The following is a 12857-nucleotide window of genomic DNA, read 5'->3' on the forward strand; positions in this document are numbered from 1 at the left end:
GCTCAGGCGATGGCGCTCGCAGGGAGACTCACGGTCTGATTCACTTTGGTCCGAGTGGGAAACGATTCTTGCGAACCAGTCGTGGCGCAAAGCGCTTGGCCGAACTCGACGTGCTCAAGAGCTTCGCCAAGCCTCTCCCCTGCCGGCGATTCTACCCGACGCCCTTCGGCAGGACGTGCTTGCACAGATCCAGGCGTTGAAGAAAGGCGTTGTGATCGGGGATCAGGAATGAACCGGGAAGATTTGGAACACATCATTCAGGCTGCGGCCGACGTCACGAATGAATACAAGTTCGTTGTCGTTGGCGGCCAATCGAGCCTAGGCCGATCCCCAACCCGCCGGCGGTTTTCCCGATGTCTGCGGAGGCCGACATCTACCCCGCTCAATGCCATCGACAAGGCGGATGCGATTGACACGGCCATCGGAGAAGGCTCGCGTTTTCACGAGACGTACGGTTACTACGCGCAGGGCGTCGGGCCAGAGACCGCCTGCCTGCCGGCCGGATGGCAGCGCCGCCTGCAGCGCATCCAGACGGCGGGCACGAATGGACGGGTTGGCTATTGCTTGGACGTCGTTGACCTCTTTATGGCGAAGGCGGTAGCGGCTCGCGACAAGGACCGCGTCTTCTGTATGGCCCTAATTCAATACGGCTATGTTTCGCCACGCGCAGCGCTCAGCCGCGTCGAGGACATGCCGATAGAAAAAGCTGCACAGGGACGACTGCGCGCTGGACGAAGGCCTTGCGGGACCAAGGTCATGCGGTTCCCGATGGCGACGCCTAGTCGGAGCTATCCGTTAGGCGGCGTACGTGCAGTAACAACGTTGCCCCGGTGCTCGCCAACTCGCCATAAGGCACCGTTATCGGATCTTATTGCCATGCCCCCGGCTCACGCTCTTCTCCCCGCCCATGCCTTGCGACGGACAGCGTGGAGTGCAACGACCGTAGCCGGCCATCTCCTTCCATTCGCCAGCGCGCGCAGACGGACATCCAAACGGCGGCTCCACCAGACAACGGACATTCGTGCGCGGCCCATGTCAGTTGCATCTTCGGCCACCATAAGCGACATTCGTCCCCTCGTCTGACAAGCGTCCGTGCGTCAACTCGACTGAGCGAGCGCGGCGGCGACCGCATCGTCGACGCTGTAATGCACGTATGACGGGGTGAGACCAGGCATGCCTGCCAAAGTCAGCAACGCCAGCGCGGGCTCCTTCAGGCGCGCGAAGAACAACCTCTTGCCGCGCGCTGCAGCAAAGCGTTCGAATTCCATCAATGCCTCCACGCTGGTGCTATCCAGATCGGGGGACTCTTCCAGACTGAGAACAATCGATTGCGTGCTGTCGCCCGCGTTGACGACCAACGTCCTCACATGCTGCATCATGACTTCGACATTGCCAAAAAAGAGCGGTGCCTCCGGACGCAGGACGATCACGCCCGGGACCGGTCGCGCATCAGAATGCGCTGCGAGAACAAGGAAATCGTGTCCTTCGCCAAGGCGGCCGAGGGTGCTCACGTTCGGAACCGAGAGCCCTCGCAAAAGCATCAGCAGGCTGAGCCCAATCGCGGCGAGCAACCCGTAGAGCACGCCTAGTACGAGCACTGCCAGCACGGCGGCGGCGACGAGGATACGGTCGCGATGCAAGCGCAAATACGGGGTGAATACTGATGGGTTCAACGCGTGACTAAGCGCATGGCAAACGACAGCAGCGAGAACCGCGGTGGGCGTGAGCGCCACCAATGGCAGCAAGGGGAGCATGATGACGGCCACCACTACCGCAGCGAACCAACCTGCCCAGCGCGACTGGGCACCAGCCGCTTCACTAGTGGCACTTGCCGAATAGCCCGCGCCTACAGGCAGACCATGAAAGAGCCCTGACAGCATATTTGCAGCGCCGAGCGCGAGCAACTCACGATTCGGCACCGTCAAGTCTCCATGCTTGAGTGCTAACGTGCGGATCGAGCTATACGATTCGGCGTAAAGGATCAGCGCCAGCGCAAAGGCGAATTCGCCAAGTTGGGCCCATTGGTGGTGGTCAAGGCTGGGCAGGGAAGGCATTTGGCCCGACAGTTCGATTGTGCCGACCACCGACACCCCATGGGCGTGAAGGCCGAACCAACGACTGGCGACGATGCCTAGCGAGATGACGACGAACGCGCCCGGCACCTGGCGTGAGCGACCGAAAGCGAATAGCAGGACCAGCGCGACGAGCCCGGTTGCTAACTGCCAGACGTTCCACTGCGGGTAGCTACGGGCAAGCTCGATCAGGAAGCCGGCAGAATCGGTGTGCTTGAGGCTCACGCCGAGAAAACTCGGGATCTGTCTTATAATGATGACAATTGCTAGACCGAACGCGTAGCCTCGCAGCACGGGTTTGGCGATGAACTCAGAAGCGCTGCCCAAGCGTGCGAGCGACGCGCTCACGAAGATCAACCCGGTAATCAATACGAGCCCGGCGGCCAGCAGCATGCGCATCGGCAGGCTGTCACCGGCCATTCCCACTGCTACGGCTGCAACGACGGCTGCCGACGATGACGTGGCCGACACAATCGCAAAGCGGCTGTTGCCCAGCAGGCCGTAGGCGACGAGTCCCGCGAGCAGCGCTATGACGCCAGTCTGAGGTGGTAGGTTCGCAATGGTTGAATACGCGATCGCCTCGGGAACGAGCAGGCCAGCGACAGACAGCCCGGCGCGCAGGTCGGGCAAGTAATGGCCCGCGAGAACGCGCACGGACGCCTTGCATGGATACTTTTTCATACCCTTCCGGTCGTTTTGCATTAGCTATGCAGGATAACGGTATCACGTTGGCTCGAAGGAACTGGCGAAGTACCACTGCTTTTCGCTGGGGCGCTTCAGATTACTAGGATGAGCCGGAACATCGCTGGGCCGCCATTGGACATTCCCCGACGTACTGAGCGAGCGCGTGTCCCGCATGCGGCATGCCGTTGCAGTTCGTGATCGCTCATCCTCTATTCGGCTGTAGGAATGCAACCGGGACCCCGAAGTGCTCCAGTGGCAATATTGCTCAACTGGACAAATTGCGATAATGCCGTGACTCGGCTATTTTTCATAGTTGGTCGATCGCCTATTGTTTCCGACACCGCGATTGCGAAGACCCGCGGAGATTGCAGGCAACCGCCAGCTCGATCGTCGTCACGCGCGACAGCCGCATCCCTCGCGCGCGGTGCCGCAGTCTGAGTTCGGCCAGGGGGCGCTTGCGGTTTCCGAATCGACGGCCGGATTAAGGAGGCGGTGCGCGCATATTGGATACCGACTGCGCTCGTTGATCTATTAGGACGCGTCAGATTCGCCATTCGTCCCGCTGGGAGAACGACCATGAATTTCAATTCCGACGATTTCCGAGTGCGCGAGGGCGACACGGTTTTGCTTACGAAATGGCCGACGCGCGTGACTCCCCTCCACGGGTCGAGGGACCAGTATCGTACTCTGCTCGCCGAGCACATCGAGAGGCTCAGCAAGCTACAAAGTTTGCTCTATGCGGACAACCGCTACTCTGTTCTCCTCATCTTCCAGGCAATGGATGCGGCGGGCAAGGACGGCGTCATCAAACACGTCATGTCGGGCGTCAACCCGCAGGGATGCCAGGTGTTCAGCTTCAAGCATCCGAGCGCAAACGAACTTCAGCACGATTTCCTCTGGCGCACCACCCACGACCTGCCGGAGCGCGGCCGCATCGGCATCTTCAACCGCTCTTACTATGAGGAGGTGTTGATCCTTCGCGTGCATCCCGAGATCCTTCGCGGCGAGGGTCTATCGCTTGTGTCGGGTTCTGGCGAATCCCTCTGGCATGGCCGCTACCGTTCGATCGCTGATTTGGAAGCCCATCTTTACCGTAACGGCACGCGTGTCGTGAAGTTCTTCCTGCATCTTTCGAAGGAGGAACAGCGTAAGCGCTTTCTCGCGCGCATTGACGATCCGAATAAGAACTGGAAATTCAGCATGGCCGACGTCGAGGAGCGAAAATTCTGGACGAAATACATGACGGCGTACGAGAAATGTCTGAGCGCGACTAGCACGGAACTCGCGCCCTGGTACGTAGTACCCGCCGACGACAAGGAGGACGCGCGGCTGATCGTGTCGCAGATCATCCTCGACACCCTCGGTGAGCTGAAATTGGAGTACCCGAAGACGACCGCCGAGCGGAAAAAGGAATTATCCGAGATCCGCGAGCAACTCACGAAGCAGAGAGACTAATCGGGCAGGCCGACGAAACACGTCCTTGGCAGCAGCTGATTGTTTAAGGCTTACGCATCGTGGGAAGAACGTCCGGTTTCGGGCTTCTCGGACGGCCGCAACAGGTCGATCACGCACCTGTGTACGATACTGGACATTGCGGACCGGCTGCAACGGGGAATGCACGAATGGCGAGTTTGGCGGATGATCTGCCGACCGACCCGAAGGCATGAATGACAGCTGTACCCTCAAGAGCTGCCGATGAGGTGGTGTCTGGTCCAGCGGCCGGAGTGCAGCCGGCAAGAGCCGACCGCCACCCTCCCCTCAATCGACCGAGGTCGGAGGCCAGCAAGCTGTTCGCTTGCGCTGAAGTAGCGTGTCGCGACTTCTGCAACGTAGCCGACCCTCAATTTAGTCATGACCCAGAGACACATTCGATACCATACAGCCGCACTATTCGCAGCGGCGCTCTTTCTTATTGGACGACCCCTCCTATGAGGTCGCGTTGAATCGCGGAAGGCCGGCGTGTCTAGCGCCTCATCCAGGCTGCACACCGAAACCGAATCGCATTACTGGCCCTCGCGCGCCAGACGGCGCCATTCCCCCGGCGTCATCCCCATCGTGTCGGTGAACACACGCCGGAACGCTGCCACGGATCGATACCCGACTGAGTCGGCCACGGCCTCGGTGGTCATCATCGGCTTCCTCAGTTCGTTGGCGGCCAGGCTCATGCGGATATCGGTCAGCAATTCGATGGCCGAGCGCCCCAGCTTGTCCTGAAAGTGCCGCATGAAGGTGGCGCGCGACATGCTGCACAAGTCGGCCAGATCAGGCAGGTTCCAGGGTCGCGCCGGATCGGCGAACATCGCCGAAATAGCCGGAGCCAGACGTGGATGGCCGGCAAGCGCCAACAAGCCTGCCGGGGCCTGCTCGGATTCGCTTGCTGCGCGCAGTACCAGTGTGAATAGCGCCGAGGTAAGCGCGTTGAGCATGGCATATCCGCCCAGTTTGTCTCCGGTGGCCTCCATGCGCATCAGCCCCACGAGACTGGCCAGGTGGTTCGAAGCGGACCCGATGGCGTCATCATCATGGCCGTCCATGGCCCGTACCACCAGATTCGTGGGTAGATAATTGCGAATCAGCCGATCATGGGGCGGCTCGATGAAAAATCGCCCGCACAACAGGTCCAGATGATCGCCCTGGCCGTCATTCTGGCTAAGCATCCACCCTGCAGAACCTTGGCGATTGTAGGTAAGACCCGGCGCATGTCCGCTGCCATCGTGCAGGACGTGCGCCGACCCGTGAGGTAACAGCACGACATCTCCTCCCACCAGCTCCATGGTCGTCTCGGTCTCCGGATTCTCGATAATCGCCCGGCCCTTGAGCACGACGTGGTAGGGAATCTCGTGCGCTGCGGACTGGGGCCAGGCCACACGCCATGGCTCGCCGTAGACACAACGGACCTCCAGCCGGCCAGTGATGGTGATCATTTGCAGGAGCTGGCTCAGCCAGTCGACTTGGGACATAGGACCTCGAGAATTTGAAACGCTCAAGCATCATATTGCGATTGCACACCGGTTGTGCGAAGCAAATGGCCTCAGTGCTCGAGCCGATCGGACACGTAGCGCGCAAGCTCGTCCGGGCAACTGGACGCCAAGGAATTCCTTCGCGTGCGCGCCGCCATCCAGGCACTTGCATGCCGGCTGGAAAGCCCGAGCGATGAACGATGCGGTCTTAAAGCCGCATGCCGTTCTTCGCGGACCCTGCACCTATGCTCCGATGGGTTTCACCCTGTACTTTTGATGGTAGGTGCTCCTGATTTCGTCCTGACTTCGAGGAGGGCGGGCAAAGACATGGGCTGGAGACAGTAACGGGATGATCGAAGTGGTTTCGATTTTGACGACGTGATTGACGGGATACTCTGGGCCATTCGTCGCCCGAACCCAATCGGCGATCATCAAGTAATCACCATCGCCTGGCGGCAGCACCAACGCGCGACCCTTGAATCGATAACCGCGTCTCTGGAAGATGTCGACCACGTTAATTTCGATGGCGGGATTTCGCCTCAAGTTCAGTGTCGTTCGGGGCGATGCGATATCGGCGAAGTAGAGAACGCCGTTCGTGACCGTCAAGGACGCCTTCGGCGAAAGATTGGGCGTTCCGTCCGCGTTGACTGTCGCGACGAACGACAGCATCGCCTGCTTGATGATCGCCTCCATGTCGGCGGTGATTTCAATCATAGATATCCTCGCTTGAATAGAATTTGAACGGCTCCGTGCGTCGCCAGCCGTTGCGGTATCCATCCACGTGCACTCAGTCGCGAGACGGAATATTGATTCCCTTTTGAACGGCTGGGCGCGCGAGGCCGCGATCGAGCCATGCCTGCACATGTAGGAAGCGATCGAAGCCGACGAGCTCACGCGCTTCGTAAAAGCCGATCAGGTTACGCACCCAGCCGAGCAGCGAAATATCGGCGATGCTGTAGTCAGCGCCCATCATCCAGTCGCGGCCCGCGAGACGTTCGTCGAGGACACCGAGCAGCCGGGCTGACTCGGTTGCGTAGCGGTCGCGCGGGCGCTTGTCTTCATAGGCTTTGCCGGCAAACTTGTTGAAGAAGCCGACTTGGCCGAACATCGGCCCGACACCGCCCATCTGCCACATCAGCCACTGGATCGTTTCGTAGCGCGTGTTGGGATCGGTGGAGAGGAACTGCCCCGTCTTGTCTGCGAGGTAGATCAGGATCGCTCCCGATTCGAACAACGCCAGCGGCCGGCCGCCCGGCCCTTCGGGATCGTAGATCGCCGGAATCTTGCCATTAGGATTGAGTGCCAGGAAGGCCGGATCGTGGTTTTCGTTCGCCATGATGTCGATGCGGTGAGGCTCATAGGCAAGGCCTGTTTCCTCCAGCATGATGCCGACCTTCACTCCGTTGGGCGTCGGTAAGGAAAAGAGTTGCAGCCGATCGGGGTACTGCACCGGCCAGCGCGCAAAAATTGGATGATCGAGTGTCACATTCTTTCTCCTAGACTTGTCGGGTCATACGAAAAGCCCGGACGCGTTCCCAAGAATCTTTCCCGGGTGCCTCCGGGCTTTGGTGTAGCGCTCGCATCAAACCTTCAAGCCCCTCGGAGAGGGGTCGATGCGACCGGATAGCGTTCAGATCGAGCCAGCCGGCGTAACGGCGGGAAAGTCCTTCTCGGGATCGAACACGTTATTGAAGAAATTCGTCAGGGAGTACATGGCAACCAGCGCGACGATCTCCATGACGTTCGCATCCGTGTAGCCGGCTTCGCGGACGGCTTTCAGATCGGCGTCAGTGACGTTGCCGCGGGCCTCGATGACTTTGCGCGCAAACTGGACGGCGGCGTCGCGCTTCGGGTCGTTGGCACGGCCCTTCCGAGCGAGAATGATTTCATCGGCCGGCAGCTTGGCCAGATGCTCGGCCGTATAACTGTGAACTGTCAGGCAGTAGTTGCAGCCATTCACTTCGGAGACAGCGAGGCCGATGCTGTCGCGCGTCTTCACGTCGAGCGCCTTACTCAAGGAGCCAAGCAGGGTGGCCCATGAGTTGAACGCGACGGGACTCTGCGCGAAGGTCGCCATCATATTTGGGGTGAACCCGATGTTCTTGGTAATTGCATCGAGGGTCGGTTTCGAATCGGCCGGCACCTGTTCCGGCTTTAGAGCAGCAGTTCTTGGCATCGTAATCTCTGTAAGTTGCTGGTTTCACTAATATTGGGGAAAGTCCATGTGGGAACCATCCCCCGGCTTACTTCGTGCCCAAGTCTTGGGTCGAAGCTGGTCAGGCCTTCAAGTGGGAGGTACCTTGTGTTTGCCTCTCACTTGGAAGCCGCTTGGTCGTTCGGCGTGATCACTGCCGCGGCGACGCGCCTATACCAAATCCAACACATCGGCCACTGGCAGGCGCGGCTTCTGCGGCCAGTTTCCGGGACGCTCCGCTCCTACGGACAACAGCAGGACCGGCACTTCGTCTTGGGCCAGTCCGAACTCGCGGTGCACCCCTTCGGCATCGAAACCAATCATCGGCGTCGAACCCAAGCCCAGCGACCGGGCCGCGTAGATCATCGCCGCCGCGCCGAAGGTGGCAGTGCGTACTGCCTCGTCGCGCTGGCGCTGCGGGTACTCCATGTACAGATTGCGTGCGGGGATTTCCCATTCCGGCACCATCTCTGCCGGCATGACGCCCGCTTCCACCAGCGGCGCCAGGCGATCTGGTATTACGCTGGAATCGGCCAACTGACCGCAGACGATGAAGGTAACGGCTGCTTCGGTGATCGGGGGCTGGCTCCAAGCGATCGGACTCAGCCGAGCCTTGGCTTCAGGCGAGCGTACGGCGATGAAGCGCCAGTTCTGCATGTGGAAGGATGTCGGCGCGCTTGTGCCGATCCGCACCAGCTCGCGGATTTGCTCGTCGCTCAAGGTTGCGGTGGGGTCGTAGTACTTGGCCGCGCTGCGGCTCAAGATACAGTCGATGACAGCGTTGGTCATGGTGGTTCCGTTGGTCATGGGCGCGAGACTCATTCATCAGGTGGTTAGGAGCCTCAACTTTAGGTCTACCGAATGCAGATTTCGAGACTCCATGTACTCAAAAGAATGCCCAAAAGGATCAAAGCAACAAGGCAATCCATCCGGCATCGGCGGCACGGCTCAGGGAAAATCGCCGCGTCGGGATCAGCCGAGCGAAACTTCGAAGTGTGATGTCGTGCTCGCCCGGCAAGGCGGTTTACTCGATGGGTGGAAAGTCAACGTCGGTACAGACGGTGAGCGCGATGGCCAGCGAGATCTCAGCCAAATGGGTGTCGGTGTAGCCGGCGGCATGATGGATGAGGCCGGGGCGAGGTGGCCCAATGCGGTAGGCAGCACTGCCTTGAAGACGGCCTCGATGAGCTGCTCAGGAAAGGCCAGCCTCGATACACCAATCAAATAGCTTCCGCACTGAGATCGAATAGTCGTCTTCCGCAGGCACACCATGAGAGGCCACCTCTTTTCCATTCGCTGCGGTCGTGTTGGTCACATCTGATCTCCTGTTGAATGACCCGGCCCGGAAAGCTTGTCGCGCCGAAACTCCGACTACGCAAACTACGCGGCCAGTTGCCGCCGTGCCGCGCCGAAGCGCGGATGCCGCGAGAAAATCTCGGCAGCCCAGTTCACGAATACGCGCACCTTGGCCGACAAGTGCCGGTTCTGTGGATACATCGCGGAGATTGGCAGTTCGTCGGATTGCCACTCGGTCATGATTTCCACCAGCCGGCCACTGTTGATATAGGGATCGGCCATCGCTTGCGAGATGCGGGCGATTCCGTGGCCGTCCAATGCGCAGCCCAGGTAGACGTCGGCATCGTTGGTGGAGATCGCCGAAGGCAGCAAAACTTCGCTGCGTTCGCCGGCACGGATCAGCGGCCACGGCGTTTCGCGCCCGGTGCGGTTCGACAGGAAGTTCACCGCCTTATGCAGGGCCAGTTCTGTGAGATCGTGAGGTGTACCAAAGCGGCGCAGATAGATCGGTGATGCATAGAACGCCAGCTTCACCTGGCCGATGCGACGTGCCACCATCGATTCGTCTAGCGCACCCACGCGCAGGACCACATCCACGCCTTCCTTGAGCATGTCGATCGGCTTGCCGTTGGTGGTCAGCTCGAGCTTCAGTTCCGGATACGCATTGAAGAAGTCGCGCAGTCGCGGCATCAACACCATTTGCGCGAGTACGCTCGTGGTGTCCACTGCCAGTGTGCCGCGTGGCGAGTTGTTGTGATGCGTCAACGACTGTTCCGATTCCTCGACGTCGGCCAGGATGCGGACGCAGCGTTCGTAATAGGCAGCGCCTTCGGTGGTCAAACTGATGCGGCGCGTGGTCCGGTGCAGCAGCTTGACTCCAAGGTGAGTCTCGAGATGCTGGATCTGGCGGGTGAGCGTAGGCTTTGGCAGGTCGAGCGACTCCGCCGCGCCCGCAAAGCTGCCGACATCCACCACCCGAGTGAATGCCTGCATTGAGACTAGACGATCCATGATGAAAGCTATCGAAAGGAGTAAGACCTAAGCTACGGGGCGGGCCGTATCGCGCAGTGTCGAGGCACCCCGCGACGGCCTGATCCGGCTCTTTTTGCGCGAGCAGGCTGAAGCAGGCCCGTACCGCCGATCACGACCATCTTCTTGGGCCTTCTCTTTCTGAGTATCGGTTGGTTTTCGGCGATGCACCGCACGAGTCCTGAGGACGGACCCGAACCAGCGTGTCACGCAAATAGTTTTCGGTACTGGATGAACTCCGAGCGATCAGCGATGCAGTCGTAAAGCTGCATGGCCCCATGGTTGGCTTCGTGCGTCAGCCAGTGCACACGGGACGCCCCGCGACGTTTCGCATCCGCATAGACATGCTCGATCAGCGCGCGGCCAATTCCGCCGCCACGCGCCTGGTCGGCAACAAACAGGTCCTGCAGGTAGCAGTAGTCGCCGGTTTCCCAGGTGGATCGGTGGTAGATCGAATGCACCAGCCCCAATGCTTTCCCCCCAACCATGGCAAGCGCTGCATGCATCGGTTCCGCTGGGTCCAAGAAGCGTGCCCAGGTCCGGAGCGTCACGGACTCGGGAATATCCACATCGTAAAACCTCTGATAGCCTTTCCACAGCGGAAGCCAAAGATCAAAATCGTAGTTTTCAATGGCTTTGATCTCGACTGATTGCATAGAATGCTCCCGAAATAGAGGATGCTGGCCGCCCGGCTGCTGCTCGCGGACGGCGCGCGGACGTGGCCCAATACCTCCAACGGGCGATTTGCAGGCACCGATGATCCGCCGCATTCCGCGCGTCGGCAGAACTTAGCGCCAGCGAATCGCCCTATCCACTCAGGACTTCTGATCGCTGAGCCACGGACCACGTAGAGATGCCAGGAGAAGAGAAAGCGATGCAGCCAGTAGAACAAGATCCTTAAGAAGGAACTGGCCCGGTGCTGCGGAAATCGCCGGGAATCCACCCGCCGTCGCTTCTGCCACGCCAGGTGTGCTCACGAAGAAGGTGAGCGTTATAAGATAGGTCGTGGCGGACATCGCCGCTCCCAATGCTGAAAAAATGGGCTCGAAGGCCCCAAGAATAAGAGCCGCAGCGGTGGATAGCTCAAGTACGCCTATCACGTAGCTTGCCCCTTGAACTCCAAATAGGGCGTGCAGCCAGCTCATGATCGGACTGTGTTCGATAAACGGAGCGATACCGGCTGCTTCGTATGCGGTGAACTTCATTCCGCCGAACCAAAGAAAGATAACGACCAAAGCCCATCTAAGCAGGGCCAAGAAGTTGAGTGAACCGGCGCCCTTTTCAGCAATTTGAAGAGGAATCGGACTGGCCATTTGCGAACCTCCTTGAGTTGAATGTGCCTCTGACATATATGCAGTGCACCGCCCTTCCCTCACAGCGCTCGCGGGTCTTGCACCGTGCAAGCCTTCAATACCTGGCGCTGTCGAGTGCGTCTGAATGTCTATTTGATGGGCGTGATCAGCAATTAGACGAGGTCCAACACATCGGCCACTGGCAGGCGCGGCTTCTGCGGCCAGTTTCCGGGACGCTCCGCTCCTACGGACAACAGCAGGACCGGCACTTCGTCTTGGGCCAGTCCGAACTCGCGGTGCACCCCTTCGGCATCGAAACCAATCATCGGCGTCGAACCCAGGCCCAGCGAGCGGGCCGCGTAGATCATCGCCGCCGCGCCGAAGGTGGCAGTGCGTACTGCCTCGTCGCGCTGGCGCTGCGGGTACTCCATGTACAGATTGCGTGCGGGGATTTCCCATTCCGGCACCATCTCTGCCGGCATGACGCCCGCTTCCACCAGCGGCGCCAGGCGATCTGGTATTACGCTGGAATCGGCCAACTGACCGCAGACGATGAAGGTAACGGCTGCTTCGGTGATCGGGGGCTGGCTCCAAGCGATCGGACTCAGCCGAGCCTTGGCTTCAGGCGAGCGTACGGCGATGAAGCGCCAGTTCTGCATGTGGAAGGATGTCGGCGCGCTTGTGCCGATCCGCACCACCTCGCGGATTTGCTCGTCGCTCAAGGTCGCGGTGGGGTCGTAGTACTTGGCCGCGCTGCGGCTCAGGATACAGTCGATGACGGCGTTGGTCATAGTGATCCCTATGGGTGAAGGGACAGATGTAGGTATGCGAGTGCTTCGCGTTCCGAGGCGATGCTTACTTGAGCGGCGTGGTCAGTTCTTTGTCGTTGCTATCAACGACGAATACCGCCAACAGCTTTGCTGGTTCGGTTTTGCTCGCGTTCCGGCTCACGGGATGGCGTGAGCCCGGCTCCTCGAAAAACGCCTCCCCAGCCTTGTAGACGCGTTCCCGCTCGTCATTCACCTTGCTGGCGATGCTGCCCGAGACAACATACGCATAGATGAACGCCGACTTGGCATGGGTATGAGGTAGCGAAGCGCCTCCGGGTGGATAGATGACTTCCACGGTAACGAGCGATTTACCCGGGATGTTTTGTATGGCGCGCGAAAAGTTCGGCTTGACGACATCGCCAGGGCCGCCGGTTTCCGCGCCATGAGCAGCAGCGACCCCGGAATAGGCCACGCTGGCAGCGACAACGAGAGAAAGAAGTGTGCGTTGACGTTTCATGTTCAGCTCCGTGTTGGCTAGAATCATGAACGTCAGGCGGTTC

The 12857-nt window shown here is 59.8% G+C and carries 14 protein-coding genes and 1 pseudogene; 4 read left to right on the forward strand and 11 right to left on the reverse strand.

What is annotated here, in order from left to right:
* Positions 1-232 (forward strand): annotated as a pseudogene (locus AC3WL8_RS34595) (helix-turn-helix transcriptional regulator); the annotation flags it as partial.
* The gene (locus tag AC3WL8_RS34600; RefSeq protein ID WP_492379756.1) at positions 229-1083 is read left to right on the forward strand and encodes a DUF6036 family nucleotidyltransferase; all 855 of its coding nucleotides are present in this window, start codon (positions 229-231) and stop codon (positions 1081-1083) included. The pseudogene AC3WL8_RS34595 and the gene AC3WL8_RS34600, both read left to right, overlap by 4 nt.
* Positions 1084-1097: 14 nt before the next feature.
* Here AC3WL8_RS34600 and AC3WL8_RS34605 read toward each other — a convergent pair whose 3' ends face one another.
* On the reverse strand, positions 1098-2753 hold the full coding sequence (locus AC3WL8_RS34605; protein ID WP_492379757.1) for a SulP family inorganic anion transporter: 1656 nt from the start codon (positions 2751-2753) through the stop codon (positions 1098-1100).
* Positions 2754-3332: 579 nt separating this feature from the next.
* Between AC3WL8_RS34605 and AC3WL8_RS34610 the strand changes: the two genes are divergently transcribed.
* The gene (locus AC3WL8_RS34610) at positions 3333-4211 is read left to right on the forward strand and encodes an ADP-polyphosphate phosphotransferase (RefSeq protein WP_492379758.1); all 879 of its coding nucleotides are present in this window, start codon (positions 3333-3335) and stop codon (positions 4209-4211) included.
* A gap of 548 nt (positions 4212-4759) precedes the next feature.
* Here the strand turns inward: AC3WL8_RS34610 and AC3WL8_RS34615 are convergent.
* The 5 genes from AC3WL8_RS34615 to AC3WL8_RS34635 all read right to left on the reverse strand — a co-directional run bounded on the left by AC3WL8_RS34615 (position 4760) and on the right by AC3WL8_RS34635 (position 8717).
* Entirely contained in the window at positions 4760-5716 is a 957-nt protein-coding gene (locus AC3WL8_RS34615; RefSeq protein WP_492379759.1) for an AraC family transcriptional regulator, read from the reverse strand.
* A gap of 243 nt (positions 5717-5959) precedes the next feature.
* The gene (locus AC3WL8_RS34620) at positions 5960-6430 is read right to left on the reverse strand and encodes a pyridoxamine 5'-phosphate oxidase family protein (RefSeq protein ID WP_492379760.1); all 471 of its coding nucleotides are present in this window, start codon (positions 6428-6430) and stop codon (positions 5960-5962) included.
* A 73-nt stretch (positions 6431-6503) separates the two neighbouring features.
* Complete coding sequence (locus tag AC3WL8_RS34625) at positions 6504-7202, reverse strand: glutathione S-transferase N-terminal domain-containing protein (protein ID WP_492379761.1); 699 nt, start codon at positions 7200-7202, stop codon at positions 6504-6506.
* A gap of 144 nt (positions 7203-7346) precedes the next feature.
* Entirely contained in the window at positions 7347-7892 is a 546-nt protein-coding gene (locus AC3WL8_RS34630) for a carboxymuconolactone decarboxylase family protein (protein ID WP_492379762.1), read from the reverse strand.
* Positions 7893-8081: 189 nt separating this feature from the next.
* Entirely contained in the window at positions 8082-8717 is a 636-nt protein-coding gene (locus tag AC3WL8_RS34635; protein WP_492379763.1) for a nitroreductase family protein, read from the reverse strand.
* 73 nt (positions 8718-8790) lie between these two features.
* Between AC3WL8_RS34635 and AC3WL8_RS34640 the strand changes: the two genes are divergently transcribed.
* Positions 8791-9138 carry a hypothetical protein gene (locus tag AC3WL8_RS34640; protein ID WP_158310030.1) on the forward strand — a complete coding sequence of 116 codons (348 nt, stop codon included), beginning with the start codon at positions 8791-8793 and terminating at the stop codon, positions 9136-9138.
* A gap of 152 nt (positions 9139-9290) precedes the next feature.
* On the opposite strand, the gene AC3WL8_RS34645 is transcribed toward AC3WL8_RS34640, so the two are convergent.
* From AC3WL8_RS34645 to AC3WL8_RS34665, 5 genes are all read right to left on the reverse strand, one after another.
* Positions 9291-10217: a LysR family transcriptional regulator gene (locus AC3WL8_RS34645; protein ID WP_492379764.1), complete on the reverse strand. Its 927-nt coding sequence runs from the start codon at positions 10215-10217 to the stop codon at positions 9291-9293.
* A gap of 224 nt (positions 10218-10441) precedes the next feature.
* Positions 10442-10891 carry a GNAT family N-acetyltransferase gene (locus tag AC3WL8_RS34650; protein WP_013958580.1) on the reverse strand — a complete coding sequence of 150 codons (450 nt, stop codon included), beginning with the start codon at positions 10889-10891 and terminating at the stop codon, positions 10442-10444.
* A gap of 159 nt (positions 10892-11050) precedes the next feature.
* Positions 11051-11548, reverse strand: coding sequence for a YkgB family protein (locus tag AC3WL8_RS34655; protein ID WP_013958579.1), 498 nt, complete (start codon positions 11546-11548; stop codon positions 11051-11053).
* Between the two features lie 152 nt (positions 11549-11700).
* Positions 11701-12318: a nitroreductase family protein gene (locus tag AC3WL8_RS34660; protein WP_492379765.1), complete on the reverse strand. Its 618-nt coding sequence runs from the start codon at positions 12316-12318 to the stop codon at positions 11701-11703.
* A 64-nt stretch (positions 12319-12382) separates the two neighbouring features.
* Positions 12383-12814, reverse strand: a complete 432-nt coding sequence (locus tag AC3WL8_RS34665) for a cupin domain-containing protein (RefSeq protein WP_041229135.1) — start codon at positions 12812-12814, stop codon at positions 12383-12385.
* Positions 12815-12857 lie beyond the last annotated feature (43 nt).

Source organism: Cupriavidus sp. FW305-F7 (assembly GCF_058782875.1).